27 protein-coding genes are annotated in these 26,069 nt (G+C 60.6%); 7 read left to right on the forward strand and 20 right to left on the reverse strand.

Features of this window, described 5'->3' with window-relative positions:
- Positions 1-21: 21 nt before the first annotated feature.
- The 4 genes from NX84_RS03860 to NX84_RS03875 all read right to left on the reverse strand — a co-directional run bounded on the left by NX84_RS03860 (position 22) and on the right by NX84_RS03875 (position 4,669).
- Positions 22-1,245 (reverse strand): ATP-binding protein, encoded by a 1,224-nt coding sequence (locus NX84_RS03860; RefSeq protein WP_052319651.1) that lies wholly within the window; start codon positions 1,243-1,245, stop codon positions 22-24.
- Between the two features lie 80 nt (positions 1,246-1,325).
- Positions 1,326-1,883: a GNAT family N-acetyltransferase gene (locus tag NX84_RS03865; RefSeq protein ID WP_039673969.1), complete on the reverse strand. Its 558-nt coding sequence runs from the start codon at positions 1,881-1,883 to the stop codon at positions 1,326-1,328.
- 11 nt (positions 1,884-1,894) lie between these two features.
- A complete protein-coding gene (locus tag NX84_RS03870) occupies positions 1,895-3,667 on the reverse strand; it encodes an ATP-binding protein (protein ID WP_039673971.1) in 1,773 nt (590 codons plus the stop codon).
- 141 nt (positions 3,668-3,808) lie between these two features.
- On the reverse strand, positions 3,809-4,669 hold the full coding sequence (locus NX84_RS03875; RefSeq protein WP_039673973.1) for a sulfurtransferase: 861 nt from the start codon (positions 4,667-4,669) through the stop codon (positions 3,809-3,811).
- A gap of 281 nt (positions 4,670-4,950) precedes the next feature.
- On the opposite strand from NX84_RS03875, the gene NX84_RS03880 reads away from it, so the two are divergent.
- Together NX84_RS03880 and NX84_RS03885 are read left to right on the forward strand one after the other, a co-directional pair.
- Positions 4,951-6,009 carry a Cj0069 family protein gene (locus NX84_RS03880; protein WP_039673975.1) on the forward strand — a complete coding sequence of 353 codons (1,059 nt, stop codon included), beginning with the start codon at positions 4,951-4,953 and terminating at the stop codon, positions 6,007-6,009.
- 193 nt (positions 6,010-6,202) lie between these two features.
- Positions 6,203-7,630 (forward strand): DUF4282 domain-containing protein, encoded by a 1,428-nt coding sequence (locus tag NX84_RS03885; RefSeq protein WP_039673978.1) that lies wholly within the window; start codon positions 6,203-6,205, stop codon positions 7,628-7,630.
- A 303-nt stretch (positions 7,631-7,933) separates the two neighbouring features.
- On the opposite strand, the gene NX84_RS03890 is transcribed toward NX84_RS03885, so the two are convergent.
- From NX84_RS03890 to NX84_RS03945, 12 genes are all read right to left on the reverse strand, one after another.
- The gene (locus NX84_RS03890; RefSeq protein WP_039673980.1) at positions 7,934-8,350 is read right to left on the reverse strand and encodes a DUF3151 domain-containing protein; all 417 of its coding nucleotides are present in this window, start codon (positions 8,348-8,350) and stop codon (positions 7,934-7,936) included.
- A 76-nt stretch (positions 8,351-8,426) separates the two neighbouring features.
- On the reverse strand, positions 8,427-9,017 hold the full coding sequence (locus tag NX84_RS03895; protein ID WP_039673982.1) for a Maf family protein: 591 nt from the start codon (positions 9,015-9,017) through the stop codon (positions 8,427-8,429).
- A 4-nt stretch (positions 9,018-9,021) separates the two neighbouring features.
- Positions 9,022-9,216: an acyl-CoA carboxylase subunit epsilon gene (locus NX84_RS03900; protein ID WP_039673984.1), complete on the reverse strand. Its 195-nt coding sequence runs from the start codon at positions 9,214-9,216 to the stop codon at positions 9,022-9,024.
- Between the two features lie 8 nt (positions 9,217-9,224).
- Complete coding sequence (locus tag NX84_RS03905; RefSeq protein ID WP_039673986.1) at positions 9,225-10,556, reverse strand: carboxyl transferase domain-containing protein; 1,332 nt, start codon at positions 10,554-10,556, stop codon at positions 9,225-9,227.
- A gap of 48 nt (positions 10,557-10,604) precedes the next feature.
- On the reverse strand, positions 10,605-12,218 hold the full coding sequence (locus tag NX84_RS03910) for an acyl-CoA carboxylase subunit beta (RefSeq protein WP_039673988.1): 1,614 nt from the start codon (positions 12,216-12,218) through the stop codon (positions 10,605-10,607).
- A 231-nt stretch (positions 12,219-12,449) separates the two neighbouring features.
- Entirely contained in the window at positions 12,450-12,701 is a 252-nt protein-coding gene (locus NX84_RS03915) for a hypothetical protein (protein WP_039673990.1), read from the reverse strand.
- A gap of 161 nt (positions 12,702-12,862) precedes the next feature.
- The gene (locus tag NX84_RS03920; protein WP_039673992.1) at positions 12,863-14,365 is read right to left on the reverse strand and encodes an alpha-amylase family protein; all 1,503 of its coding nucleotides are present in this window, start codon (positions 14,363-14,365) and stop codon (positions 12,863-12,865) included.
- A complete protein-coding gene (locus tag NX84_RS13115; protein ID WP_039673994.1) occupies positions 14,362-14,547 on the reverse strand; it encodes a hypothetical protein in 186 nt (61 codons plus the stop codon). The genes NX84_RS03920 and NX84_RS13115 overlap by 4 nt, the downstream gene beginning before the upstream one ends.
- Entirely contained in the window at positions 14,547-15,368 is an 822-nt protein-coding gene (locus tag NX84_RS03930; protein ID WP_039673997.1) for a carbohydrate ABC transporter permease, read from the reverse strand. The genes NX84_RS13115 and NX84_RS03930 overlap by 1 nt, the downstream gene beginning before the upstream one ends.
- Positions 15,365-16,357 (reverse strand): carbohydrate ABC transporter permease, encoded by a 993-nt coding sequence (locus NX84_RS03935; RefSeq protein ID WP_039673999.1) that lies wholly within the window; start codon positions 16,355-16,357, stop codon positions 15,365-15,367. The genes NX84_RS03930 and NX84_RS03935 overlap by 4 nt, the downstream gene beginning before the upstream one ends.
- Positions 16,358-16,568: 211 nt before the next feature.
- A complete protein-coding gene (locus tag NX84_RS03940; RefSeq protein ID WP_039674001.1) occupies positions 16,569-17,855 on the reverse strand; it encodes an ABC transporter substrate-binding protein in 1,287 nt (428 codons plus the stop codon).
- Between the two features lie 132 nt (positions 17,856-17,987).
- On the reverse strand, positions 17,988-18,977 hold the full coding sequence (locus NX84_RS03945; RefSeq protein ID WP_039674003.1) for an ABC transporter ATP-binding protein: 990 nt from the start codon (positions 18,975-18,977) through the stop codon (positions 17,988-17,990).
- Positions 18,978-19,052: 75 nt separating this feature from the next.
- Here NX84_RS03945 and NX84_RS03950 point away from each other — a divergent pair, with 75 nt between their 5' ends.
- Positions 19,053-19,928 (forward strand): biotin--[acetyl-CoA-carboxylase] ligase, encoded by an 876-nt coding sequence (locus NX84_RS03950; RefSeq protein ID WP_039674005.1) that lies wholly within the window; start codon positions 19,053-19,055, stop codon positions 19,926-19,928.
- 258 nt (positions 19,929-20,186) lie between these two features.
- Positions 20,187-20,630, forward strand: a complete 444-nt coding sequence (locus NX84_RS03955) for a hypothetical protein (RefSeq protein ID WP_039674008.1) — start codon at positions 20,187-20,189, stop codon at positions 20,628-20,630.
- On the opposite strand, the gene budA is transcribed toward NX84_RS03955, so the two are convergent.
- Positions 20,627-21,346 carry an acetolactate decarboxylase gene (gene budA / locus NX84_RS03960; protein ID WP_039674010.1) on the reverse strand — a complete coding sequence of 240 codons (720 nt, stop codon included), beginning with the start codon at positions 21,344-21,346 and terminating at the stop codon, positions 20,627-20,629. The two genes, NX84_RS03955 and budA, sit on opposite strands and share 4 nt — an antisense overlap.
- Here budA and NX84_RS03965 point away from each other — a divergent pair.
- Together NX84_RS03965 and purE are read left to right on the forward strand one after the other, a co-directional pair.
- A complete protein-coding gene (locus NX84_RS03965; RefSeq protein ID WP_052319652.1) occupies positions 21,332-22,594 on the forward strand; it encodes a 5-(carboxyamino)imidazole ribonucleotide synthase in 1,263 nt (420 codons plus the stop codon). The genes budA and NX84_RS03965 overlap by 15 nt on opposite strands.
- A 41-nt stretch (positions 22,595-22,635) precedes the next feature.
- Positions 22,636-23,136, forward strand: a complete 501-nt coding sequence (gene purE / locus NX84_RS03970) for a 5-(carboxyamino)imidazole ribonucleotide mutase (protein ID WP_039674014.1) — start codon at positions 22,636-22,638, stop codon at positions 23,134-23,136.
- Here purE and NX84_RS03975 read toward each other — a convergent pair whose 3' ends face one another.
- Positions 23,137-24,030 (reverse strand): ribokinase, encoded by an 894-nt coding sequence (locus NX84_RS03975; protein ID WP_039674016.1) that lies wholly within the window; start codon positions 24,028-24,030, stop codon positions 23,137-23,139.
- A 31-nt stretch (positions 24,031-24,061) separates the two neighbouring features.
- On the opposite strand from NX84_RS03975, the gene NX84_RS12510 reads away from it, so the two are divergent.
- Positions 24,062-24,556 carry a YdcF family protein gene (locus tag NX84_RS12510; protein ID WP_169744702.1) on the forward strand — a complete coding sequence of 165 codons (495 nt, stop codon included), beginning with the start codon at positions 24,062-24,064 and terminating at the stop codon, positions 24,554-24,556.
- Here the strand turns inward: NX84_RS12510 and NX84_RS03985 are convergent.
- Together NX84_RS03985 and NX84_RS03990 are read right to left on the reverse strand one after the other, a co-directional pair.
- Positions 24,513-24,968 carry a hypothetical protein gene (locus NX84_RS03985; protein WP_039674020.1) on the reverse strand — a complete coding sequence of 152 codons (456 nt, stop codon included), beginning with the start codon at positions 24,966-24,968 and terminating at the stop codon, positions 24,513-24,515. The genes NX84_RS12510 and NX84_RS03985 overlap by 44 nt on opposite strands.
- Before the next feature lie 38 nt (positions 24,969-25,006).
- Complete coding sequence (locus NX84_RS03990; protein ID WP_039674022.1) at positions 25,007-26,047, reverse strand: ribonuclease HI; 1,041 nt, start codon at positions 26,045-26,047, stop codon at positions 25,007-25,009.
- Positions 26,048-26,069: the final 22 nt, after the last annotated feature.

Raw genomic sequence — 26,069 nt, forward strand, 5'->3', positions numbered from 1 at the left:
AGGAGGGTTTACTTTCTGTATTTAAGGGGCTAGGTCTTGTCCGGCCAGGAACGCAAGGCCATCGACCCACTGGACGTGGCCTGTCGGCGGTGGAAATCGGTCTAGTGTGATGAGTATGCAGCGTGAGCCAGCCGGGGTATGCGCGAACGGGGCTATTTCGCGTTCCAGAGTAGATGGTTCTGAGGTGGCGTAAGCTACCTGCACGTAAAAGGTGTCATCCCCACGAGTTGCGATGAAATCTATTTCCCCGTCTGGGACTGAGCCAGTGGACACCTCATAGTCTCTGCGAAGAAGCTCGAGAAACACCATATTCTCAAGGTCGTGGCCTAGGTTGAAATCTCGGGAACCAAGTACGGCATTACGTAATCCTGGATCCACGAAGTAGTACTTACCGTTGCTTCGCAGCCATTGTTTTCCCTTCGTATCACGGCTACGACAGCGGTATAGCAGGTGGGCGTCCTCCATCAACTCGAGGTAGCGGTCGATGGTTTCAGAGGAGCTAGCGTATCCATCTGCTTTAAGAACTCCGCGGATTCGGCGGGTGGATAGTTCTGAACCAGAATTATCGAAGATGAATTGAGCAAGCCGTAGGAACGTTGATGTATCACGGATTTGGCCACGAAGAGCGATGTCTCGGGTAAAAATCGAGTCGAAAAGCGCACGATTGAAATCTGAGGCAACTCCGACATCGTTTGCCAACACACTTGCAGGGAACCCGCCGATTCGCATCCACGCCGAAAAGTCTTCGGCAGTCGGGATCGTTGGCGATGACTTTTCACGATGGGTGAAGGCAGTGAACTCGCTTAATGACAAGGGGAGCATTCGAAGCTCTATGTAGCGGCCGGCAAGATATGTAAGGGATTCGCCAGCAAACATCGAGGCATTCGAACCAGTGAGAGTGATTTCGAGCTCATCATTGAGTCTTAGCGAGTTAATGATTCGTGCCCAGTCTTCGAGCTCTTGCACTTCGTCGACATGGAGATAGCGAAGCCCTTGGTCTAGGGCTTCTTCGACGAAAGTGTGAAAGGCATGCGGCTCACGGAGCCGATCATTACGTGCGTCCTCAAAATTAATGACGAGAATGTCCTCAGCAGGCACTCCCGAGTTGAGGAGATCCTGTCGATATAAGGAAAGCAATGCGGACTTTCCGCAGCGACGCACACCCGTGACTATACGCACAAGGTCGCGATCCTCGATCGCGTGCAATTGTGCAAGATAGTTTGGGCGAGGAATGAGGTCAGCCATGGCGTCGAGTATAGTCGACACTTCTAGGAAAAAACGAGAAAGTGTCGAGTATAGTCGACACCCTTTGCGGACTTGTGCTGCTAGAAACGCTTGAGCATCACGTGGGCATCCGGGCGGCCCGGGACATCGATGTCGACGAAACCTTCGGATTCATACAGCTTGCGAGCGCTGGTGTTCTCCGGCTCAATCCACAGCGATACGGCGGGCGCCTCCTGTGCCTCGGCGAGGTCGCAGGTGTTGTGCAGGAGGCGTCGTCCAGCGCCTAAGCCCCTGTAGCGGGATTCCACAGCGAGGAAAAGCTCGGGGATTTCCTCCGGATCCAGGTCCGTGGCCCACTGAGACTCATCAAAAGGATCGGCCTCCGGATTGCCGGTGTAGGCAGCTCCCTTCGCTTCAGTGGTGTAATAGCGCAGCCACGCACCGCCGACGGGGACGCGGTGGCTGGAAATGGCGATGACGCCGCCGTCGACATGGGGAGACCATTCATCGACGTACATTCCCACGTCAGGCGTGTGGAAATCCCCGATATGGGCGTCCTCGTCACCGAGGACATCGGCGAGGAAAAGGAGACGGGAGAGGTAGGTACGGTCGTGCTCCTTGGCCAACCGTACGCCGAACTCAGAATCGTTAACGCTCATGCCTTCCGAGGCTACTTGATCTCCAGAATCGGTTCGCCCTTGTTGATCTGCGTGCCGGTGGATACCTTGAGGTCGGTCACGGTGCCGGACTTATGGGCCTTGACAGGGTTCTCCATCTTCATGGCCTCGAGCACCACGACGACCTCACCTTCTTCGACTTCCTGGCCCTCTTCGACGGCGACCTTGATGACGCTGCCCTGCATCGGCGCGGTCACGGCGTCGCCGGACACGTTTGCCGCCGCGCCCTTCCCGCGACGCTTCTTCGACTTCTTGCGCTTGTTGCCCCCGCCCAAGAGCAGGTTGCCCGGCAGGGCCACCTCGATGCGGCGGCCGCCGACCTCGACGACGAACTTCTGGGAGGCATCCTGTTCGTCGTCCTCGGTAACGTCAGCGGTGTCGGTGTACTCGGGCAGCTCGTTGACCCACTCTTCCTCGATCCACTTGGTGTAGACCGTGAAGTTGCCGTCCTCGGCGGTGAAGGCAGGATCGGTGAGGATTGCCTGGTGGAAGGGGATAACCGTGGGCAGGCCCTCGATACGATACTCAGACAGGGCGCGGCGGGCACGCGCAATGGCAGTCGCGCGGTCCGGGCCCCAGACGATGAGCTTGGCCAGCATGGAATCGAACTGGCCACCAATGACGGAACCTTCGCGCACGCCGGAGTCCATGCGCACGCCCGGGCCGGAAGGCTCGGAGTAAGTGGCGACGGTTCCGGGGGCCGGCATGAAGCCCGCGGCGGCGTCCTCGCCATTGATGCGGAATTCGATGGCGTGGCCGTGCGGAGCCGGGTCCTCGGAGATGGAGAGCTCACGGCCCTCCGCGATGCGGAACTGCTCGCGCACCAGGTCGAAGCCAGTGGTTTCCTCGGTAACGGGGTGCTCCACCTGGAGGCGCGTGTTGACCTCAAGGAAGGAGATGAGGCCATCGGCGCCGACCAGGTATTCCACGGTGCCGGCGCCGTAGTAGCCGGCCTCGCGGCAGATGCGCTTGGCCGATTCGTGGATGGAAGCGCGCTGCTCATCGGTGAGGAAGGGGGCAGGGGCTTCCTCGACGAGCTTCTGGAAGCGGCGCTGCAGGGAGCAGTCGCGGGTGCCCATGACGACGACATTGCCGTGCTGGTCGGCGAGGACCTGAGCCTCGACGTGGCGGGCCTTATCCAGGTAGCGCTCGACAAAGCACTCACCACGGCCGAAAGCGGTGACGGCCTCGCGCGTGGCGGACTCGTAGAGGTCCTTGATCTCCTCGCGGGTGTGCGCGACCTTCATGCCGCGACCACCGCCGCCGAAGGCGGCCTTGATGGCAACGGGGAGGCCGTGCTCATCAGCGAAGGCCTCGACCTCCTCCGCGCTGGCAACGGGGTCCTTGGTGCCCGGGGCCATAGGGGCGTCGGCGCGCTCGGCAATGTGACGGGCGGTGACCTTGTCGCCCAACTCCGCAATGGACTTTGGCGATGGGCCAATCCAGGTCAGGCCGGCATCGATGACGGCCTGGGCAAAGTCGGCGTTTTCGGAGAGGAAGCCATAGCCGGGGTGGATGGCGTCGGCGCCGGATTTGGTGGCGGCGTCGAGAAGCTTGCTGAAGTCGAGGTACGACTCTGCGGAGTTCTGGCCGCCGAGGGCAAAGGCTTCGTCGGCAAGCGTGACGAATGGGGCATCGGCGTCAGGCTCTGCATAGACGGCTACGGATGCAATTCCCGCGTCACGAGCCGCACGAATAATGCGGACCGCAATCTCACCGCGGTTGGCCACGAGGACCTTGGTGATGTTCTTGGTTTCAACTGCCACGGCAGGAACCCTCCTCCATGATTTCTGATAGGACTGCGTACTATTCTTGCACACCAAAACATGAGGATACCGTCACATCTTGGTTTCGTGTCAAAAAATAAACCCGCACCAGTAAGGATGCGGGTTCATTTCGGCGTGTTGTTAGCGCTCAACCGGCATACGCACCATGTTGCCCCACTCGGCCCAGGAACCGTCGTAGACGCGCGGGTTGTCGAAGCCAAGCAGGTATTTAAGGACAAACCACGTGTGGGCTGCCTGGGCGCCAACGTGGGAGTAGAGGATGGTCTCGGTCGCTGGCTCGAGTTCGCCGTAGTTGACCTTGAGCTCGCTGAGCGCGCGGAAGCAACCGTTGGGGTAGATCGCGCGATCCCATTCTAGGTTTGCCGCACCAGGGATGTGGCCGTAGGTCATCGTGGTGCCGTAAGGCGACTCGCCATTGCCGGATTCGCGGGTGGCCTCGCCGCAGAATTCCTCCGGGCTGCGAGTGTCTACCAACGTGGCTTCTGAAGAGCGCAGTTCGTCAACGAAGACGCGTGCGGAATCGTCGCGGGTGACCTCGGGGTAGGAGGAGGTGGTGGGCTCGGGCACCATGAAAGAGGTATCGCGTTCTTCAGACATCCAGGCGTCACGTCCGCCGTCGAGCAGCCGGACGTCCGGGTGGCCGTATAGTTCGAAGACCCACAGGGCAAAGGCGGCCCACCAGTTGGACTTATCGCCGTAGAGGATGACGGTGTCGTCGCGCTCAATGCCCTTGGAGCGAAGAAGCTCGGCGAAAGCTTCCTCATTGATGATGTCTCGCGTGGTGCTATCGAGCAGTTCCGTCTGGAAATTAATGCGGATGGCGGTTGGGATGTGGCCAATGTCGTAGAGGAGAGAATCCTCATCGACTTCGACGACGCGTAGGCCATTGACGCCCAGACGCGCGGACAGCCACGGGGCGGAAACGAGACGCTCGGGGTGCGCGTACTCCTGGAAAGGGGGATTCGGGTCGAACTCGGCCACGGTCCACCTACCTTTCTCGTTGCGAGGGGGACGGTCGTCTCAACCTTAGCGCGCTTCGCTCATAAGTGGTCACTCAAGAGAAACTTTTGTGGTGTTGGATACATTTAGCTAGTGGTATTTTCCACGGCACAGGCACTGGTTATAACAAGAGTGCTGGTCAGGAGCTTTGCGGGGCGGATGAGCACGCCTTTTAGTGGAAAATGCTTGTTCAGCGCGCGACGCAAACCTGGGTTATTTTAAGAGGTGACCCCCACATAAATACCCAACGAAAGGGAATCGCTGTGCATAAGGCAATCGTCGTCTTCGAGGTTGAGGGCGGATCCGACAAGCAGATCAACGGCCACCGCAAGGACACCATGCCCATCGTCGACAGCATCAAGGATGCTGGCTGGCACGCAGAGGTAGTTTTCTACCGCCCCGAGTGGTCTGAGCAGCTCTTCGAGTACGTCTCTGAGAACTTCGATGCCTACATTTCCCGCGTCAACCCCGGCAACATTCCGGGCGGCGAGAAGGGCTACTTCGACCTGCTCACCAAGCTGTCTGAGGCCGGCCTGGTTGGCATGTCCACGCCGTACGAGATGATGGCCTACGGTGCTAAGGACGCCTTGGTCAAGCTCAACGACACCGACCTTGTGCCGTCCGACACCGCTGCCTACTACGACGTCGAGTCCTTCCACAACACGTTCCCGACCTCCCTGTCCTACGGCGAGCGCGTGCTCAAGCAGAACCGTGGTTCCACTGGCTCCGGCATCTGGCGTGTGCGCCTGGCTGACGAAAAGCTGGCCGAGTCCGTCGAGCCGGGCACCGCACTGCCGCTCGACACCAAGATCAAGTGCACCGAGGCTGTGGACAACCACACCGAGGAGCGCGAACTCGGCGAATTTATGGACTTCTGCGACCAGTACATCATCGGTGACAACGGCATGCTCGTGGATATGCGCTTCATGCCACGCATCGTCGAAGGCGAGATCCGCATCCTCCTCGTCGGCCCAGACCCAGTCTTCGTGGTGCACAAGAAGCCGGCTGAGGGCGGTGACGCCTTCTCCGCCACCCTGTTCTCTGGTGCTAAGTACACCTACCAGAAGCCGGAGGAGTGGCAGGAGCTCGTCGACATGTTCGCTGAGGTCCGCCCGGTCATCGCTGAAAAGCTCGGTGGCGACAACATCCCGCTGATTTGGACTGCAGACTTCATGCTGGCAGACGGTGAGAACGGCGAGGACACCTACGTCCTTGGTGAAATCAACTGCTCCTGCGTGGGCTTTACCTCGGAGCTCGACATGGGCATCCAGGAGAAGGTGGCCGCTGAAGCCATCAAGCGCGTTGAGGCCAAGCACGCCTAAGCGTTCATCCGTGAATCCCTCGCCTTCGGCGGGGGATTTTCCTGTTTCGGGGCTTAGGGTGGATTCCAGCGTTGTGGGGCGCGTTCCCCAATGAGCGCTGCCAGTGAGCCGGATCTCAGGTACCTTCGGAGAAGTAAAAATTACACGAATGTGTACTGCTCTGCGATTTTCTCTGTGAAAGGACAACCGAGCGATGACTAACCCCAACCAGTTCGGCGAGAACGGCGACAACAACGATCCTTCCAACCAGGGTTTTGGTAGCGGCTTCGGCAGCGGCTTTGGCTCTGATTTCAACCCGAACAATCCGGCGCCGGACCATTCCGCTGAGGGCTCCGCCGCAGCAGAGAACGGTTCCGCCACCGACAATTCCCAGCAGGATTTCGGTGAAGGCTTTGGCAGTGGCTACGGCAATGACAATGCTGCTGCTGGTTGGGGCTACCCGGGTGCTCCGTCCAACTCCAACTCTGGCTTCGGTTGGGGCGGACAGGCTGGGTACGGCGATTACTCCCAGACTCCGTCTGAGCCTGCGCAGACCAATGAGCCTGCGCAGACCAATAAGCCTGCTGATTCGGCCGCATCGGCGGATTCTGACTCCTCGTACTCTGAGTCTTCCTCCTCTTCGGCGTCCGCTTCGTCTGATTCTGCGTTCGCCTCAGAGACTGCAGCACGTGACTCGGCTTCTTCCGACGCAGGAGCGTCTTTTGGTGATTCCGGTTCCGCTGTACCGGCTTCCGAGTCCTATGGTTCGGCTCAGGGCGCTTCCTATGGCTCTTCCCAGGGCTTCGGTGTGGAGTCTTCCTCCAGCAATGCCGACGGTGCCGCCAACTCCTCGAACGCTGACTACTCTGCACGCTCCGCTGACTATGGCTCGTCCAACCAGAGCTTTGGCGCTCAGAACGCAAGCTTCGGTAGCTCTTCGGCCCTCGGTCAGGGCTATGGCTTCGGTGGCCAGCAGCAGACGGAAGGCTTTGGCGCTCAAGCCTCTCAGGATTCCCAGGCAGTACAGTCCTTTGAGTCCTCACAGGGCGAGCACGCTAACCAGAACGCAGGTTTCGGCGGCTTCTCCCAGCAGCAGGGCTTTGCCGCGCAGAACAACGGATTCGGTGAGCAGCCGCAGAACCAAGGCTTTGGTGACCAGAACTCTGGCTTTGGCCAGCAGGACCAGAACCAGGGCTTTGCCGCACAGAACAATGGATTCGGTGAGCAGTCACAGAACCAGGGCTTCGGCGACCAGAACTCGCCGTTCGCCGCCCCGGCGCCGCAGCAGAACAATCAGTCCGCTGGTTCCTCTAGCAAGGGCTCTGGCTTCTTCAGCGCGCTGTTTGATTTCTCCTTCAAGGACTTCATTACCCTGAAGTTCGCTTCTGTCATTTACATTCTCGCCGTGGCTTTCGGTGCCTTCCTATGGGCAATCGCTCTAATCGGCGCTCTCGTTTCATTCTCTAACGGCTTTGGAAACGGTTTCGCTGCGCTGTTGGGAGCCATCATCGTCGGAGGTATCTCCTTCCTCCTCTACGTCATCCAAATCCGCCTCGTGTTGGAGTTCTTCGCGGCCAACATCCGTACCGCGCAGAACACCAGTGAGCTTGTAGCCAAGGCAGAAAGCGATGACAAGGAGTAAATCCTTAGCACGGTAGTCACTCCGATAACAGCAATCCCCGCGACCTCGAATGTGTGAGGGCCGCGGGGATGTTGTCTGCTAACAGGGCGCGTGGCGAGGGTGAACCGCAGTCGCCGTAAAAGGTTTCAGTCAGAAGGTTTAGGTGAGATGGTTTGCTTGGGGGCAAACAAACCATCTGCGGTGCTCTAGAAGGTTTACTTGCCCCCAGGGAAGCCTTCTGAGTCGAGCCGTTTGAATAGAACCATGTGTAGGGCGGGGAAACGGTGCTGAGGGAGTGAAAGCACCGCTGGGTGGGAAAGGTAATTAGTCCAGCAAGGTTGCGACGCACTCGGGGTCGGCATCGGAGAGCATCTGGCGGATGCGGTCATACTCCGCGTCCTCGCCGATAGCCTTCGCGGCGTGGCCAAGAGCAGCGATGGCACGCAGCACGCCTTGGTTGGGCTCGTGGGAGAAGGGGACAGGGCCCCAGCCCTTCCAACCATTGCCGCGCAGGCGGTCGAGGCTGCGGTGGTAGCCGGTGCGCGCGTAGGCGTAGGCGGTGATGAAGGCGGTGGGCTCAGCGTCCTTGTGCTTGTCTAGTTCCTGCTCCGCCAGCAGTGCCCACAGCAGTGGCGAATCCGGGTGGGCGACAATTCCCGCGGTGAGATCGGAAGTGCTGTCAGCACCCGGATCGGCAGGCAGCTTGATGGGTTTTGGTGCGAGCATGTCTTTCATTTCCATGCCGCCCCACTGTAGCCCTGTGGCGCCACGACCACCACAGGGGGCCGAAACTAGAAGGATTCGCCTGAAACCGGGGCTAAGCCCAGAAGTCAGAAACGTTGAGCCCAAAGGAGTACAACGCGCGACGCAGCACCGGCAGCGAAAGCCCGATAACGGAGGAAGGATCGCCCTCAATGCGGTCGATGAACCAGCCGCCGAGGGCCTCCAGGGTAAAGGCACCGGCGCATTCGAGTGGCTCGCCGGTGTGGGCATAGGCCTCAATATCTGCGGAGCTGGCTTCGGCAAAGTGGACCGTCGTGCGCGAGGCCTCGACGAAGCGCTTATCGCCGTGGAGCACGCAATGCCCGGTGATGAGTTCCGCGGTACGCCCGGCCTGCGCATGCCAGCGCTCCACGGTGGCCTCGGGGGTGTGGGGTTTGCCTTGGAGGGAGCCGTCGAGAAGCAGCATGGAATCCCCGCCCACCACGACGTCCTCGGGATAGTCGGCAGCAATGGCCTCCGCCTTCGCGGCAGCCAAGGCACAGACGATCTCCGCGGGCTCAGCACCCGCCAGGCGCTCCTCGATAGCCCGCTCGTCCACGTGGGCCGGGGCGATGACCGGCTCCACGCCGGCGCTGCGCAGGATGGACAGGCGGGACGGCGACTGGGAGGCGAGGACGAGGCGCATGTGCTTAGTAGTAGCGGACGTTGCGGAATGCGGACGGGTTGAACACATCGCCCGGCTGGCCCCACAGGTTGCGCTCGGAGCGGGTATCGGCGGCCTTGGCGCGCGCCTCAGAATCGAGCTGGGTGAGCACCGTGGACAGTGCCGCGACCTCGGCGTCAGTAGGGTTGCCGCGCAGGACGGTAAACAGGGAATCAGACATGGATACCTCTACAAAACGATATTGCCGTGCTTCTTCGGCAGAGTCGGGACAATCTTGCGGTCCAGCAGGCGCAGACCCTCAATGAGGGAACCGCGGGTGGCTGCTGGGGTAATAACAGAATCGACGAGGCCGCGCTCAGCCGCCTGGTAGGGAGTCAGGTAATCGGCGGCGTCGACTTCACTTAGCTCCAGCTCAGCGGCCAGCGCGGGGCCGTCGGCTACGGAAATCTCTGCTGTTGGCCACGCATAGGACAGGTCGGCGCCAAGGTCCTTGGAACCGAATGCGATGTAGCCGGTGCCGTGGGCGCGGCGCACGATGACGCTAATCTTGCCCACGCTGGCGGCGGAGTAGGCATGCACGAGCTTGGCCAAGGCGGCCTTCTCCACCTCGAGGGCGGGGGAGTCGACGAACTCGATGATGGGGGTGTTGAAGGCATCGCACAGGCGGATAAAACGTGCTGCCTTGGCTGCGGCCGCGGCATCGAGGGTGTCGCGGTTGGCGATGATGCCCACCGTGCGGCCCTCAATGCGGCCGAAACCGGTGAAAACGCCGCGCACCTGAGAGGTAAGTTCGAAGACATCCTCGCAGGTCGCGGTGACCACGTCGGCAAGGTCCACCGTGCCATCGTCGGCCACGAGGCTATCGAGCTCTCGGTCAGCATCGCTGATGTTGGACTCGACCGAACCGGAGACGATGGTGGCCTCGGCACGGGGAGCAGCAGCACGGTTATTGGAGGGCAGGTAGGAGAGCACGCGCTTGGCGACGTCCACCTCATGCTCGCCCTCCGCCTGCAGGTCACCGTCGGGAGCAATGACGACATCGGAAAGAGCTGCGATAAGCGAGGCATCCTTCGAGTCCGAGTAGACCGCGGTGACCTGCGGGATGAGGCCGGACGCAGTGGTGGCGCGGGCGAGGATGCGCGCCTGCATGGCGGAAGAAATAATGCCTTCCTGAGCGCGCGGCTTATCACCGGCGACCAGTGCGACGATCGGCACGCCGGTCTTAATGGCCAAATCATAGAGTTTGGTGACCTTTTCGCCGTAAACCTCGCCCATGGTGCCGTCGAAAAGCGAGGCGTCCTGAGCATAAGCGCAGACCTTGCGCCCATCGACGGTGCCGAAACCAGTGATGACGCCGTCGGTGTAGGGGCGGTTGTGCTCGCGGCCGAAGTCGGTGGAGCGGTGGCGTGCTAGCGCGTCAGTCTCCACGAAGGAGCCGGCGTCAAAGAGCGCTTCGATGGCGCTGCGGGCAGCGGGAACCTCTCCCTGCGGCGCGCGGGACTCGGTGAGCTTGGCGCCCAGGTCCTCGATCTTGCCAGCGGTCGTCTTCAAGTCAGTCATGAAACACTAGTGTAATACAGCGCAGCCGTGCGCTTTAAGGCGTGCTGTTTACAGCGGAATGTTGCCATGCTTGCGGGATGGGCGCGGGACATTCTTATCGGCAAAGAAGCGCAGATTCTTGGCGATGGTACTGCGGGTTTCGGAAGGGAGAATGACGGCGTCGATAAGCCCACGCTCCGCTGCCTTATACGGATTGAGCATGTGGTCCTCGTATTCGCGCTCGAAAGACTTGGTGAGCTCAGCTACGTCGAGGCCCTTCTCGTGGGCGGCCTTGATTTCCTTGCGGTAAATGAAGCCGACGGCGCCGGCGGCACCCATCACCGCAATCTGGGCAGTGGGCCATGCCAAGTTCACGTCAGCGCCAAGGCCCTTGGAACCCATCACGCAGTAGGCGCCGCCGTAGGCTTTGCGCAGGGTGACGGTGATTTTGGGAACGGTGGCTTCGGCATAGGCGTAGAGCAGCTTGGCGCCGCGGCGCAGGATGCCGTCGTGTTCCTGATCGGTGCCGGGGAGGAAACCGGGGACGTCGACGAGCATGATGATAGGAATATTGAAGGCATCGCAGGTCCGCACAAAGCGGGCGGCTTTCTCCGAAGAATCGATGTCGAGGCAGCCGGCAAAGACCTGGGGCTGGTTGGCCACGAAACCGACGGTGCGGCCCTCGATGCGGCCGAAAGCGGTGACCACGTTATCGGCGCGGTCGGCCTGGATCTCCAGGCAATCGCCGTCATCGGTGAGAGCCTCGATGACCTCCTTGACGTCATAAGGCTGATTGGGGGAATCCGGGATGATGCTATCCAGCACGAGGTCGTCGACGGTTTCTTCGCCCAGTTCTTCGTAGGGCTCTGCCGGGGTCAGCTGCCGGTTATTGGAGGGAAGATAGGTCAGCAGATCATGGACCCAGTCCAAGGCTTCTTCATCGCTGGCCGCGGTGTAGTGCGAGGTGCCAGACTTGTGCATGTGGACGCCCGCGCCTCCGAGTTCTTCCTGGCTGACTTCCTCGCCAGTGACGGTCTTGATGACATCGGGGCCGGTGACGAACATCTTGGACTTCTTGTCCACCATGACCACGAAGTCCGTGAGGGCAGGGGAGTAGGCATTGCCGCCGGCGCAAGCGCCCATGATGACGGAGATCTGCGGGACGACGCCGGAGGCCATGACGTTCTGGTAGAAGGTCTTGGCAATCCAGTCCAGGGAGACAGCACCGTCTTGGATGCGGGCGCCGGCACCCTCGTAGAGGCCGATAAGCGGGCGGCCGGTGGTGATGGACAGCTCCATGATCTTGATCATCTTCTCGCCATAGACCTCGCCGAGCGCGCCGCCGAAGACGGTTCCGTCTTGGGAGAAGATGCAGACCTCGCGGCCGTCGATGGTCCCCCAGCCGGTAACAATGCCATCGGTAAGCGGGCGCTTCTTACCCATGCCGAAATCCGTGGTGCGGTGCACAGCGAGCATGTCTGTCTCCACGAAGGAACCTTCATCGAGGAGGTAGTCCAAACGCTCGCGGGCGGTGAGGCGGCCTTGTGCGTGGACCTTTTCGTGAGCTTTCTCGCCCATGGGTTGGGTCGCTGCTTCACGACGCCTCTTCAATTCAGCGATCTTGCCTGCGGTGGTGTCGGCGCTGAGGGAGTCCAGCTCTGACAAATGTGAGGAAATAGTCATGTTCGGCAGTGTAGAGAGGTTTTGAATAGGAATGTATAGCGGCGCGTGGGTGATTTCTCTCACAATTCATGTTTGTGCAGGTAAACCGTAGTGAAAAATATGAGTAAATCCTCGCGATTGGATGGTTGACGGCATATCTTCACAGTCTAGTGGGCGTGAAATGTGCACTGTGTGGGGGTGGCCGTATGGGAAAACCCCGCCCGTGGTGGGGGCGGGGTTATGTGAAGGGGGCTAGGCGAGCCAGCCGAAGCTATGGAGGAAGAGTTCCACCTCGGCAAGGTCACCTTCGCTAGGGAAGTTGCCCGTGAGGACGGCGTAAGACTCTTCGATGTCGTTGCGGGTGGCTGGGATGAGGTCGTGCTTGAGCAGGTCCTCGGCGATGTGTGTTACCAGGGGTGCTGGCTGCACGGGGTCGAGGTTGATTCTGGTGGCGCTTTTGACGGTGTTGGTAATGGCGGAAAGGAATCCGTTCAGGGTATTCATTTTCCCACCTCTCTATTCTCTTGTAGTGATGATGCGACCGTGCGCATCATTGGGTGGAACCAACTATATAGCTATAGAGGGGAAAAGTCCGCATTTTGTTCACCCTGAGTTAACTTTTGGGTAACCTGACGTGCGGGGTGAGGTAGGGCACAGTTCTCGTTTTAGACCTCGACCGGAAGCCAGGCATAGCCAAAGGGGCCCAGCTCTACGGGGCCCAGGTCCACTGCTTCGTCGGTGAAGTTATGCAGGCAGAGCAAGCCCCCGCGTTGGAACCCCAGCACGCCCTTGTGACCAGTCTCCACGGCCTCGAAAGGTGCGGTGCCCAACTCTGGGTGCGCCTTGCGCTGCTGGATGAGTCCGCGCAGGCGGTGAAGAAGTGAGCCCTCATCCTCAAGCTGTTCCGCCACGGACACGCCTACTCCACCCACAATCGGACGACGTGGACGGGAGGAGGAAGTAAAACCAGCGCCGTCGCCAGGTTCCCACTGCATTGGAGTACGCACGGCGTCACGGTCCGGAAGCTCCGAGGCATCATTCATGCCAATCTCATCGCCGTAATACAGGAAAGGCGCACCCGGCAGCGTCATGAGCAAGGAGTAGAAGAGCTCAATCTTGCGGTAATCATTGCCCAACAGGGGTGCCAAGCGTCGCGCGATGCCCACGTGGGCACGCATCTGATCGTCTGGCAAGTAGTGCTCGTACATGACGGCGCGTTGATCCTCGTCGACCATCTCCAGTGTCAGCTCATCATGGTTGCGCAGGAAGGTTCCCCACTGGCAGCCCTGGGGAAGCTCGGGAAGTTCCGCCATGATGTCGTAGACCGGCGTGGCGTCGCCCAGCGCGAGCGCCTGATACAACCGTGGCATGACCGGGAAGTTGAACACCATGTGGAAGCGATTGCCCGTGCCGTAGAACTCCATGGTGTCTTCCGGGGGCTGATTCGCCTCGGCGAGGATAACAGCCTCTGGGTAGTTCTCTTCCAGGAAAGCACGGATCTTCTCCACGAAGTCCACGGTCTCCGGGAGGGACTCGCCGCCGAGGCCATCGCGTTCATAGAGATATGCAATCGCATCGAGCCGGAAAGCATCCACGCCTTTGTCCAGCCAGAAGGAGAGGATCTTAAAGATTTCCTCGTGGACCTTCGGGTTGTCGTAGTTCAAGTCTGGCTGGTGCGAGTAGAAACGGTGGAAGTAGTACTGCTTGCGCTCCGGGTCCCATGCCCAGTTCGAGGTTTCCGTATCGGTAAAGATGATGCGGATCTCCGGGTAGCGCAGCGGATCATCGCCCCACACGTAGTAGTCGCCATAGGGGCCTTCCGGATCGGTGCGCGAGGCCTGGAACCACGGGTGATCCGTTGAGGTGTGGTTGAAAGCCAGGTCCGTCATGAGGCGCATGCCGCGGGCGTGAAGCTCGGCAACGAGCTCGTCAAAGTCCTCCATGGTGCCGTAATCCGGGTGGATGGAGTAGTAGTCAGCGATGTCATAGCCATCATCGCGCAACGGGGAGGCATAGAACGGGGAGAGCCACAGGCAGTCCACACCGAGCCACTTGAGGTAATCCAGTTTTTCAATAACTCCGCGCAGCGTGCCAACGCCTTCGCCGCGGGTGTCCTTGTACGAGCCCACGAGGGCCTGGTAGAAAATGGCGTTATCGTGCCAGGTCATCGGAGATCCTTCCGTTTAGCCCGCCACAGCAGATACTCCGCTAGGCACAGTGCGCCCGCGAGGAGTCCCGGCCAGATGGCGGGGGAGGGCTGAAAAAGATTAAGAACCGCCTGCAGGAGCGCTAGGGCGGCGAAGAAACCGACGAAGCCTAGCGCAGTATCCCACAGCAGTGCGCGCCGCATTACGCCTTGACACCTCCGGCGGTGAGGCCGGCAACGATACGGTGCTGGAAAATGAGCACCATAATGATGAGCGGAATCGTCACCAGCGCGCCGGCTGCCATCGTGGCGGCGTAGGGGTACTCGAAGGCCGAGGGGCCAGAGAAGCGCGCGATGGCCACGGTCACCGGCTCGGTACCGGTGGTGGATAGCTGCTTGGCCAGCATGAACTCATTCCAGGTCGTGATGAAGGCGATGATGGCGGTGGTAAACAGTGCCGGTGCGGCCAAGGGGAGGAGCACGAGGCGGAAGGCCTGGCTTCGCGACGCCCCATCGACCCTCGCCGCTTCCTCTAACTCCCACGGCAGCTGGCGGAAGAAACTCAGCAAGGTGTAGACGGTGAGCGGCAGCGCAAAGGAGATGTTCGGAATGATCATCGCGCGGTAGGTGCCAATCCACTCAAGGTTGCCAAAAAGCTGGAAAAGCGGGGTAACGAGCGCGATGGCGGGGAACATCGAGGCCGCCAGGATGATGCCCGTGACGATTCCCTTGCCAGGGAAGTCATAGCGGGCCAGCGCATAAGCGGTAAACACGCCGATGAGTACGGCCACTGCGGTCGTGGCCAGGGAGATGATCAGGGAGTTGCCCAACGCATTGAGGAAGTCGTTGCCCTTATCCGTGGCCAGAGCGTCACGGAAGTTGTCCAGGGTTACGTGCGTAGGCCACGGGGTGGTGTCAAAGGTATGGGCTTTATCGCGAAGTGCTGTGACAACCATCCAGTAGAAGGGGGCTAGGCCCCAGAACATGATGAAGAGGATACCGAGGTAGTGGCCGAACTTTTTCATGCTGCGGGCTCCTTATCCTTCTTGGTGCGTTTGTCACGTGCCACACCGCCGACGTCCGCGCCCAAGAAGCGCACGAGGATGAAGGCCACGGTGAAGATGAGCAGGAAGATTAGCGTGGACAGTGCGGAGGCGGAGTTGAAGTTTCCTTGGCGCATGTCTTCGACCACCAGCTGGGAAATCGTGGCAGTGGGCGAGTTGGAGGACGCCGAGATCATGATGACCGGCAGGTCGTACATACGCAGTGCATCGAGCGTGCGGAAGAGAATAGCCACCATGAGTGCCGGCTTCACGAGTGGCAGGGTGATGGTGAAGAAGGTTTGGATACGGGAGGCACCGTCGACGCGGGCGGCGTCGTACACATCGCGTGGAATCATCTGCAGGCCGGCCAAGATAAGCAGGGCCATAAATGGTGCGGTCTTCCACACGTCTGCGATGATGACCGCAAGGCGCGCGTAAAACGGGTCCGTGGTCCACGCGATGCGCTCACCGATGAGCGAGTTGATAATGCCATCCGGAGCGAACATAAACTGCCACAGCTTTGCCGTAACTGCCGTCGGAATAGCCCACGGAATGAGCACCGCAGCACGAACGAGGCCACGGCCGCGATACTCGCCATTCATTACCAGCGCCATGAACATGCCGAGGATGGTTTCCAGAGCCACGGTCACGACGGTGAAGAAAAGCGTAATCTTCACCGCCGGCCAGAAGTCCGTCGCAATAACGCCATCGGGACACGTGGCGGCCTGGCCCGTAGCGGACATGCACCTGTTGGTAATCCAGTAGAGGTAGTTCTCTAGGCCCGCAAAAGAGCCTTCCTCGAATACGCCCGTGGTGGGGTTGAGCCGCTTATTGCCTTGGAAGGACAACATGACAGCTCGCACGATGGGGTAGCCAATCACCACGGCCAGTGCAATGAGCGCTGGCGCGATGAGGCCGGCTGCCTGCAGATACTGCTTGCGCGAATCCGCAGTACGCGTTCTACCAGCCATGCGGTGCCTGCCTTTCTACAGTATGAAAGTTGTAGGGGGGTGAAAGTTGTCAGGATATTAGAGGACAGTTGTGAAAATCATAGCGGGTGCTCCGGGCATCGGTGTTATGCACGCAGTAGCCGCTACTTTGTAGCTCGGGTTGGCCAAGATCAACGAAGGGGCGCGGGCAAGTCTCAGTGGACTTACTCGCGCCCCATACTCGCGGGGAGGATTAACCCTGCGACGCTGCCTCGATGGCTGCCTTCATGTCCTTCGTAGCGTCATCGACGGACTTGCCAGCGGTCAGCGCTGCGTAGGCGTTATCCTGCACGGCCTTGGAGATGGCGGTGTAGAACGGGGAAACCGGACGCGGTGCGGCGTTCTCCAGGGACTCCTTCAGGGCCGGGAGGTACGGGAACTCCTCAACTAGGGACTCATCGTCGTAGATGGAAGCCAAGACCGGCGGGAAGGACGCCTCAGCGAAGGACTTCTGGTTCTCTTCGTTGATGATGAACTTGATGAAGTCCAAGGCAGTGGCCTTGTTTTCCGAGTTGATGTTGATGCCGTTGTTGTAGCCACCCAAGGTGGACACACCGACGCCGTCCTTGCCCACCAGCGGCTGAACCTCGAACTTGATGCCCTTGTCCTCAGCGTTGGTGTACATGTACGGCCAGTTAATAGCGAAGGCGGTCTTGCCCTCGGTGAAGGCGAGGTTGGTCTCCTCCTCCGTTGCGGCGGTGGAGTCCTTGGAGATGGTGCCGTCCTCGTAGGCGTCGACAAGCGCCTGGAGGCCCTCCTTGGCCTCGTCCGAATCAACGGTGACATTGCCTTGGTCATCCAAGACGGAGCCGCCCCAGCCCTCAATGAAACCTGCGGTGTTTACAGTCAGGCCCTCGTACTGCTTAAGCTGCGTGGTCAGGCAGGAGGTGTCGTCTTTGAGCGCCTCACATGCGGAAGCGATGTCCTCGAACTTCTCCGGAGCCTTGTCCGCCAACTCAGTGTTGCGGAAGAGCAGCTGTCCGTTGGTGTTCTGCGGCAGCGCATAAAGGGTGTCGTTGTAGGTGGCGGACTCGACGGTGGGCTCCAGCAGGTCGGAGGTGTCCACCTCGAGGTCACCGGTCAGCGGCGCCAGCCACTGGTTAGCGGCAAAGTCAGCGGTCCACACCACATCGAGCGCCATGACATCGTAGTCAGAGTTGCCTGCCTGCAGGGACTGCACCAGGGTCTCACGCTGAGCGTCGGCCTCGCCAGCGAGCTCCTTAAGCTCGACCTTCTCGTCCGGGTGCTCGGCGTTCCACGCTTCGATAATGGGGGTGATCTTGTCGGTATCGTTCTTGCCCATGGCAAAGGTGATGGGCCCGCGGCCGTCCGTGTCCTTGGTGGCGGCGTCCGAGCCAGCGTCGGAGGAGGAGTCATCGCTGGACGAGCATCCGGCCAAGGTCAGCGCGAGTGCAGCTGTGGTGGCAATGACACCGCGACGAACCGTACACAGGGAGCTGGGAAGAAACGGCTTCTTCATGGAATATTCACCTTTCGGAAAACTTCTGGTGACTTCAAAATAAGGGATCAGGTCCACAGTGCATGTGGTTTTGGCGTTAATCTCACTAGAAACGGGGGTGAAACTACCCCCTATTAGCCGTGGATGCGCTCGTTAGTCGTTAATGCGCTCACCGGTCTCCGGATCGAAGCGGTGCGCCTCGCGGGGATTGAAGGTGAGCACGACGTCGTCGCCGCGCTGGGGTGCCTCGCCCTGTGCCCGGGCGACGAAGCGCTGTTCGCCGACGGTGACGTACACGAAGGACTCGGCGCCGAGCTCTTCCACGAAGTCCACGACACCCTGGAAGCCCAGCGGGCCCTTGTTGATGAACATCTTCTCCGGGCGCACGCCGATGCGGCCGCCGTTGTAATCGAAGATATTCATGGCCGGGGAACCGATGAAACCCGCGACGAACTCGTTTGCTGGTGCGTCGTACAGCTCGCGTGGAGGGGCTACCTGCTGGAGCACGCCATCCTTGAGTACGGCTACGCGATCTCCCATCGTCATAGCCTCCACCTGGTCATGGGTGACGTAGATGGTGGTGGTGCCCAGGCGCTGCTGGAGGCTCGCGAGCTCCGCGCGGGTCTGTACGCGCAGCTTGGCGTCGAGGTTAGACAGCGGCTCGTCCATGAGGAAGGCCTTCGGCTCGCGCACGATGGCACGGCCCATGGCCACGCGCTGGCGCTGACCGCCGGAAAGGTCTTTGGGCTTGCGCTTGAGATAGTCAGTCAGCCCCAAGGTCTTGGCGGCTTCTTCCACCTTGGCCTTGATTTCTGCCTTTGGCCGCTTGGCCAGCTTGAGGGCAAATCCCATGTTTTCTGCCACGGTGAGGTGCGGGTAGAGCGCGTAGTTCTGGAAGACCATCGCGATATCGCGCTCGCCCGGCTCGAGGCCGGTGACGTCTTTATCGTCGATAAGAATGCGACCGCTGGAGACCGGCTCCAATCCGGCAAGTGCGCGCAGAGTGGTGGACTTACCGCAGCCGGAGGGGCCGACGAGGACCAGGAACTCGCCATCCGCAATCTCGAGATTGAGGTCCTTGACCGTGGGGTTCTCGGCACGGGGATAAGTAATGCCGACGTTCTCAAATGTGACCTTTGCCATGCAGTAACCCTAACACTCGTTACTGACACTCAGCTGCAGTGAGGTGCTCGACAGCAGCGAGTAGGATCGGTCACCATGACTGCTCTTGATCTGGACCGTATCCGTGAAGCCGTGGCGGATGACTTCGCCGTCATTGAGTACACCGAGTCCACTGGCTCGACCAATACCGACCTCATGCAGGCAGACAAGGTGGCTGATGGCACTGTCCTGCTAGCCAATGAGCAACTCGCTGGCAAGGGCCGCTTGGGCCGTCACTGGGTCAGCCCGGCCGGTTCGCAGCTTATTTTCTCCGTGCTTATCCTCCCGGATTCACTGGATCATTTAGGAACCCTGCCGCTGGCCGCCGGCCTGGCTGTGACCGATTCCGTCGAAGGAGCGGTACTCAAGTGGCCGAATGACGTGCACATCGGTGGCAAGAAGCTGTGCGGCATCCTCGCCGAGGCCGGCCCAGTGGGCGAGGCTTTCAAGTCCGCGCCGAAGACGGAGGTCTCCAAGGCAGAGGTGGCTAAGGCTGAGGTCTCCAAGGTGGAAGTGAATAAGGCGGAAATCAACAAGACCGAGGTGGCGCCGAAGACCCAAGCGGCGAACCCGCCGTCCGCGCGCGTCGTCGTGGGGATGGGCATCAACGTCACCCTGACTCGCGAAGAGCTGCCTATTGAGGCCGCGACCTCTTTGGCGCTTGAGGGCTTGGACACTGACCGCACTGAACTCGCTATCACCGTGCTGAAGAACCTGCACCGCAGAATCAACCAGTGGGAACAACAGGATCCGCAGCTCATGGCAGATTACCGCAAGGTCTGCTCTTCGATTGGCCAGGAAGTGCGCCTCGAAGCCCCGACCGGTGATGTTACCGGCACTGTTGAAGGCGTGGCTGATGATGGCCGCATCAATGTCGGTGGCGAATACTATTCCGCCGGCGATGTCATCCACCTGCGGCCCGCTGCACAGTAGCTTTTGAGCTTTTGTCGGGAGGGGAGCGTCGTTAAGCACGCGCCCCTCTCTATCAGGCATCCGCTAAAAGGCATATCTCAAAGGGCGTTTTCATCTCTGAAAACGCCATATGGAGACCCCGCAAGGCTTTTTTTGGAGGCAAAGATGCCCGTTGACTGATGCCGTCTAGAAGATGCCGTTTAGAAGGTGATCTCTGCACCACCATGAACTGAGTGCCGCTTAGTCGGGTTGCGTGAGCAGGTGGGTATCATGTGCCCCATGAACCTCATGGAGATGGGACGCGGCGAGGTGGTCCGCGCGGATATGACAGCGCCGTTTCGCACGCTGCTCTTCCCGTTTCTTGAGCTCATTGTGGTCACCGGCGTGTGCTGGATTGCCATTGGCTGGTGTGACTACAACGCTATTGACCTCGCGATCCGCAACGGGCTCGTGGCCCTGTGGGCGCTGCTGGCGGTGTGGCGCTTCATCCTGCCTCTGGTCAAAGCACGACGCAAGCGCTTCATCGTGACCAACCTGCGCGTTATCGCCCGCGAAGGCAAGCGCGTTGACTCGATTCCGCTGAGCGATATCCGCGGAGCCCGCCGACGCCGCGGTGGGATTTCGCTGGCGTTGCATGGCTATGAGCGGCCGATGTACTTTCCGGCCATCCCCAAGGCCAAGCGCGTTGAGGATATCCTTAACGAACAGCCGGTCTGGGGCTAGTTCTTAATCTCAGTCGTGTGCAGCTGGGAATCGAGGTCTTCCGGTGCCAAGTTCGCTGAGCGGAATTCGTGGGTCAGCGGCAGGCGCAGCTCCAAGTCGGTTCCCGGGCACAGCTCAATCGTGGCCTCATCCACGGTGTAGTCCAGCACATGGCCGCCGGACGTGCGTGCATCATCAATGAAGTGAACGTGGCAGCCCGGTACCGAAATGCCCTTCTCAAAGACCGGGGTGCGGAAGCCGCCGATGATGCCGTCGACGTCGCTAAAGCGCAGCTCCTTATCGCCGCCGACCGCCTGGGTCATGGGCGGATAGGGCTTGGATTGCTTGACCACCGTGCGGGTGACAACGTTGCTGAACCGGCCAGAAATACGCACCGCATACATGTAGTTGGCCGAGGGCTCCAGATCATCAATGAAGGAGGACAGCTCCTCGCGCTTCAACCCCTTGGGCGCGGCCACCTTAATGCGGGGGACGAAACTCGTCGCAACGGCGAAGGGAGTTCCCTGGTCCAAGTCCGCCACCGTCGCGGTGCCATCGCCACGTAGCTGGTAGCAGACGCCGTCGAGGATAACCATCTCCCCATCCAGCGCATCGAAGGTACCGATGCCGAAATTGCCCTTACCCAAAAGCTCACCAATGGTCATTTCGCCGTCATAAATACCGTCCAACAGGGCGGTCATGAGCGAGTTCTGGAAGATCGTATGCCGGACAATCATGGCCCCAAGGCTAGTATTGAAGGAGTGAGTGAACAACACAAACCAACCGTTACTGTTTTTGGAGATGGCCAGCTTGCACGCATGATGCAGCCGGCCGCGGCTGAGCTCGACATCCACCTGCGCCTCTTGGCGTCCGAGCCGGGCAAGTCTGCCACGCAGGTCATTCCAGACGTCGTCCTTGGTGATTACCACGACTATGACGTTCTGGTTAAGGCCGCAGAGGGCGCAGACGCGGTGACCTTCGAACACGAGCACGTGCCGACGGAACATGTGCGCGCGCTTATCGACGCCTCCTACAACGTCCAGCCCCAGCCTTCCGCACTCCTCTACGCGCAGGACAAGCTGCTCATGCGCCAGAAGCTTTCCGAGTTGGGAGCCCCAGTGCCGCGCTTTGCCGCCATCGAGTCGGTGGAGGATGCGCGAGAGTTCGCCGCGCTTGTCGACGGGCACGTGTGCCTCAAAGCCCGCCGTGGCGGTTACGACGGCCATGGCGTGTGGTTCCCCTCTGCGGAGGAATTAGAACCGCTGGTAGAGGAGCTTCTGGCCGCTGACACGGCACTGATGGCGGAAGAAAAGGTGGCTCTGACTCGTGAACTGTCCGTGCTCGTTGCCCGCCGCCCTTCCGGTGAGGTCAAGGCATGGCCGGTGACCGAGTCTGTACAGCGCGACGGTATCTGTGCTGAGGCTTTCGCGCCTGCCCCGAACCTCTCGCCGGAGCTGGCGGAACATGCCATGCAGGTAGGTGTTCAGGTTGCCACTGAACTCGGTGTCACCGGAGTCTTGGCGGTGGAGCTTTTTGCCTTTGCCGCTGAGCAGGATGCGGGGGACATTATTGCCTCGGCCTCTGGTGCCCCGGGGGCACACATCCGTGAGGACATCGCGGTCAACGAGCTGGCCATGCGCCCGCACAACACCGGACACTGGACACAGGACGGGTGCGTGACCTCCCAGTTCGAGCAGCATCTGCGGGCCGTGCTGGACCTGCCGCTCGGCTCCACTAAGCCGCTGGCCCCGATTACGGTCATGGCCAACGTCCTCGGTGCGGAGCAGGATCCCGGTATGCCGATGCCGCACCGCGTCCGCGAAGTTATGGAACGCTACCCAGAGGCCAAGATCCACCTCTATGGCAAGAATCACCAGGCAGGACGCAAGATCGGACACGTTAACGTTGTCGGCGACGACGTTGACGAGACTCGCCGCATTGCCCACGATGCTGCCCACTTCCTCGTCCACGCGCAGTGGGCCTAAGCTCGCGGTGGGCTGAAGTCTTTTTGAGAAGGAGATTGATGATGAAACCGCTCGTTGGTCTGATTATGGGCTCTGATTCCGACTGGCCCACTGTGAAACCTGCTGCTGAGGTGCTCGCTGAATTCGGTGTGCCCTTCGAGGTAGGCGTGGTGAGTGCTCACCGCACCCCGGAGAAGATGCTGGCCTACGCTAAGTCCGCCCACGAGCGCGGACTTAAAGCCATCATTGCGTGTGCCGGCGGCGCGGCGCACCTGCCGGGAATGGTGGCCGCGGCTACGCCGCTTCCGGTCATTGGCATTCCGCGCGCGCTCAAGGACCTTGATGGTCTCGATTCCCTTCTGTCCATCGTGCAAATGCCGGGCGGTGTGCCGGTGGCCACGGTGTCCATCGGTGGCGCGAAAAACGCTGGCCTGCTTGCCGTGCGTATCCTCTCCGCTGGCGACCCTGCGTTGGTGGAGAAGATGGCTGAGTACCAGGAGAACATGGCTGCCGAGGTGGAGAAGAAGGACGAGAACCTGCGCTCCCAGCTTCTCGGTGAGTAATTAGCTGGGGAGCTCGCTCGTAAGATCGGGGTAGGATGCCTGCGCGCCTTCTCCAGTAACGGCGAAGGCCCCGACCCGAGCGGCATAGGTGGCGGCCTCCACGAGGTCGTCACCAAGGAGTAGCCGCGCGCACAGAGCACCCGCGAATGCATCGCCCGCGCCCGTGGTATCCACCGCAGTGACCTGCGGGGAGGGGACTGCCACGAGGGAAGTCCCCTCGGCGACGAGCGCCCCCTTCGCGCCCAGCGTGAGAACCACCGAGGCAAAGCCAGCCTCCCTTAAACGCTGCGCCAACTGTGCTGGCGCGCCCTCACCGCTCAACCCCAGCTGTTCCAAGATGAGACCGGCCTCGTGTTCATTGGCCAGCAGCGGATCAGCGCGCAGGAGCGCGTCCTTGTCCACCTCAATGACCGGCGCGAGGTTGACCACGACCCGACCCTTCGCCAGCTCGATGGCCTTGGCAAAGCCATCAGCGGGAATTTCTCCCTGGAGGAGGACCAGCTCCGATTCGGTGATGGGGGAGGAGTGGGAGGCGACAAAGGGGGCGTCGACAAGCGCATTGGCTCCCGGAACCACGATGATGGTGTTCTCGCCCTGCTCGTCTACGGTGATGACCGCCAGGCCGGTGACCTCCTCGCTGGCTTCGACGTGCGTGAGGTCCACGCCGCTGGCCTGCAAGTAGTGCATAGCGGGCGTGGCGTAGGCATCGCGGCCCATCGCGCCGACGAAGCTGACCTGAGCGCCGAGCCGCGCGGCCGCGACCGCTTGGTTCGCGCCTTTGCCGCCGGCGCTGATGGTGCCACCGCGGCCCATAAGTGTTTCGCCCGGCTGAGGATGCCGCGCGGTGTGGACCACGAGGTCAGCGTTGATGGACCCGACTACGCACATGCTCATGCAGACCAGTATGCACGCTAAGCTAACGAACATGCAGTATCCGGTTCTGGTGTTAGGCGCGCGTGTGGTGGCCGGTGAGCCCGGCTCGCTGCTGCGCAGTCGCCTTGACCGAGCGGTGGTGGCTGCCCGCGTGATGCCGGAGGAACCGGTCATCGTCTCCGGCTTCGGGGAAGCGGACGCCATGGCGCGCTACCTCATTGAGCTGGGAGTGAACGCGGGGCGAATCGTCGTTGAGCCGGAAGCGACCAGCACGAATGAAAACCTTGAGCGTGCCCATGCCTTGTGTCCTGACTACACCTATTTTCGCGTCGTGACGAATGATTTTCACGTTCTACGCACACGGTTGTGGGCATGGCATCTGGGGATTCGGGTTCACGTGCATGGCGTTCGTACCCCGGCAAAGGATCGCGCCTGGAATTATCTTCGCGAGGTCGTGGCCACACCCCATTCGCTGCTGCGCATCGTGTGGCGGCGGGTGGTGGCTAGGCGCCGAAGAACAAGAGCACGATGGCAATCAACCAAATGACAAACCAATGGCGCTTTTGCGGGGTAGTTGGGTTGGTCTTCTGTTCCAGCGCCTTGATGAAGTACCACGCTCCGGGCAGGCCGAAGCCGACACCGAATAGTACGTCGCCACTGGTCAGGGTGGCAAAGCCTATTAAGAACGAGAACAGACTCAGCACGCCCTTGAAGATAGAGAAGCGGTGAATCCTGCCGCCTGCTGACTGCTGTTCATGCTCGGGAGAATGAACCGGGGCATAGTCCGGCAATGGGGCCGGGGCATTGGAACGCTGAGGCTCGGCGAAAGGATCTACAGAAGGGGTCGCAGAAGGCTCGGCATAGTTCTGCCGTGTGGGCTCCGCGAAAGGATTAGCCCCGCGGCCACGGAAAGGTTCGGCCGACTCCTCGAAGGGGTTTGAGTCAAAGGGATTGGTCATATGAATAACCCTAGGCCACAGGTAGTCGCAGCCCCGAATCAGAGCTTGGACAGTGCCTTGCTAATTCCTTCCATGAGCGTAGGCTGCGATTGCTTTCGTGGATGCGCAATCGCGCGCAGTCCCATGTACGCAATCTGGTCGGCAGCCCGGTTGAGCGGGTCACCGGCATGGCCCATCACGCGGCGAATCGTGACATCGCAGATGCCGTCAATGTCGTTCCAGGCCTGCTGGAAGCGCGAACGCGACCCCGCTGACAAGCCGCGCCACACGCCCCGTGAGCGCATGGCCTTCGAACCTTTCGTCCGAATCTGCTGCACTGCGTCCAATGCGGCGACGGAGTCGGATTCAATGATCGCCTTCGTGGCGCCAACCTTGAGCAGGTATTTAAGCGCTAAGGTAAGGGATTCGAGCTCCAACTCGTCGGTACTCGCGGAGGTCTCGCGGGTGCGCAAGCGGTAGTCGCCATTTCCTGCCACGAAGCACATCGAGCCTTTGAATACGGTATCCGAGGAGGCATCGGTCGCGATGCGCACCGTGGTGCCCTTAGGCCAGGATGAGGCCTTGGAGAAGTTCGGCCACCAGCGTGCTGTGGGGGTTTCTACCTTTACGACCTCCTTCGTGCGGGGCGCCTCGCCTTCCTTTTTGGCGCGGCGCGCGGTAATGCCGGCTTCTTTGCGCCGCACGGAGCTCGCGCTTCGTGATGCCCTATTCTCCTCCGCAAAGCTTCCCGTCACCGTATAGCCACGCTCTTCGAGCGCGGCGCGCAACGCAGTTTGCCGGCGGCCTGTGACGATCCATTTCCGGCCCCGAATGTTCTTGGTGGCCTTCTCCAACTCGCGGACAGTGACCTCCACGATGTCGCCTGTGCGGATTTGGCCCTTGCGCACGAAGCGGGTGTTTTTCGTGTTGACGGCGATGACCCAGCCGTCGATAGTCCCGTCCTCTGCGGAATCCCAGCGTTCGTCCCACAGCGCGATCGCCACGTGTACCGGCGCCGAGACCATGTCTGCGGTTATCTTGCGGGTGCCGTACGTCCGCGACTGATTGCCCGTGAGGGCAGAGAGCTCGAGTGGTTCCATAGCCCTTCTAGTAAACCATTAG

The organism is Corynebacterium minutissimum, from assembly GCF_000805675.1.
GTDB classification, from domain to species: domain Bacteria; phylum Actinomycetota; class Actinomycetes; order Mycobacteriales; family Mycobacteriaceae; genus Corynebacterium; species Corynebacterium minutissimum.

Bases quoted from the DNA above. Each gene is read 5' to 3' on its own strand.
- NX84_RS03860 (WP_052319651.1), bottom strand. From the start codon at position 1,245: ATGGCTGACCTCATTCCTCGCCCAAACTATCTTGCACAATTGCACGCG.
- NX84_RS03865 (WP_039673969.1), bottom strand. From the start codon at position 1,883: ATGAGCGTTAACGATTCTGAGTTCGGCGTACGGTTGGCCAAGGAGCAC.
- NX84_RS03885 (WP_039673978.1), top strand. From the start codon at position 6,203: ATGACTAACCCCAACCAGTTCGGCGAGAACGGCGACAACAACGATCCT.
- NX84_RS03890 (WP_039673980.1), bottom strand. From the start codon at position 8,350: ATGGAAATGAAAGACATGCTCGCACCAAAACCCATCAAGCTGCCTGCC.
- NX84_RS03895 (WP_039673982.1), bottom strand. From the start codon at position 9,017: ATGCGCCTCGTCCTCGCCTCCCAGTCGCCGTCCCGCCTGTCCATCCTG.
- NX84_RS03900 (WP_039673984.1), bottom strand. From the start codon at position 9,216: ATGTCTGATTCCCTGTTTACCGTCCTGCGCGGCAACCCTACTGACGCC.
- NX84_RS03905 (WP_039673986.1), bottom strand. From the start codon at position 10,556: ATGACTGACTTGAAGACGACCGCTGGCAAGATCGAGGACCTGGGCGCC.
- NX84_RS03910 (WP_039673988.1), bottom strand. From the start codon at position 12,218: ATGACTATTTCCTCACATTTGTCAGAGCTGGACTCCCTCAGCGCCGAC.
- NX84_RS03915 (WP_039673990.1), bottom strand. From the start codon at position 12,701: ATGAATACCCTGAACGGATTCCTTTCCGCCATTACCAACACCGTCAAA.
- NX84_RS03920 (WP_039673992.1), bottom strand. From the start codon at position 14,365: ATGACCTGGCACGATAACGCCATTTTCTACCAGGCCCTCGTGGGCTCG.
- NX84_RS13115 (WP_039673994.1), bottom strand. From the start codon at position 14,547: ATGCGGCGCGCACTGCTGTGGGATACTGCGCTAGGCTTCGTCGGTTTC.
- NX84_RS03930 (WP_039673997.1), bottom strand. From the start codon at position 15,368: ATGAAAAAGTTCGGCCACTACCTCGGTATCCTCTTCATCATGTTCTGG.
- NX84_RS03935 (WP_039673999.1), bottom strand. From the start codon at position 16,357: ATGGCTGGTAGAACGCGTACTGCGGATTCGCGCAAGCAGTATCTGCAG.
- NX84_RS03940 (WP_039674001.1), bottom strand. From the start codon at position 17,855: ATGAAGAAGCCGTTTCTTCCCAGCTCCCTGTGTACGGTTCGTCGCGGT.
- NX84_RS03945 (WP_039674003.1), bottom strand. From the start codon at position 18,977: ATGGCAAAGGTCACATTTGAGAACGTCGGCATTACTTATCCCCGTGCC.
- NX84_RS03950 (WP_039674005.1), top strand. From the start codon at position 19,053: ATGACTGCTCTTGATCTGGACCGTATCCGTGAAGCCGTGGCGGATGAC.
- NX84_RS03955 (WP_039674008.1), top strand. From the start codon at position 20,187: ATGAACCTCATGGAGATGGGACGCGGCGAGGTGGTCCGCGCGGATATG.
- NX84_RS03965 (WP_052319652.1), top strand. From the start codon at position 21,332: ATGCCGGACAATCATGGCCCCAAGGCTAGTATTGAAGGAGTGAGTGAA.
- budA (WP_039674010.1), bottom strand. From the start codon at position 21,346: ATGATTGTCCGGCATACGATCTTCCAGAACTCGCTCATGACCGCCCTG.
- purE (WP_039674014.1), top strand. From the start codon at position 22,636: ATGAAACCGCTCGTTGGTCTGATTATGGGCTCTGATTCCGACTGGCCC.
- NX84_RS03975 (WP_039674016.1), bottom strand. From the start codon at position 24,030: ATGAGCATGTGCGTAGTCGGGTCCATCAACGCTGACCTCGTGGTCCAC.
- NX84_RS12510 (WP_169744702.1), top strand. From the start codon at position 24,062: ATGCAGTATCCGGTTCTGGTGTTAGGCGCGCGTGTGGTGGCCGGTGAG.
- NX84_RS03985 (WP_039674020.1), bottom strand. From the start codon at position 24,968: ATGACCAATCCCTTTGACTCAAACCCCTTCGAGGAGTCGGCCGAACCT.
- NX84_RS03990 (WP_039674022.1), bottom strand. From the start codon at position 26,047: ATGGAACCACTCGAGCTCTCTGCCCTCACGGGCAATCAGTCGCGGACG.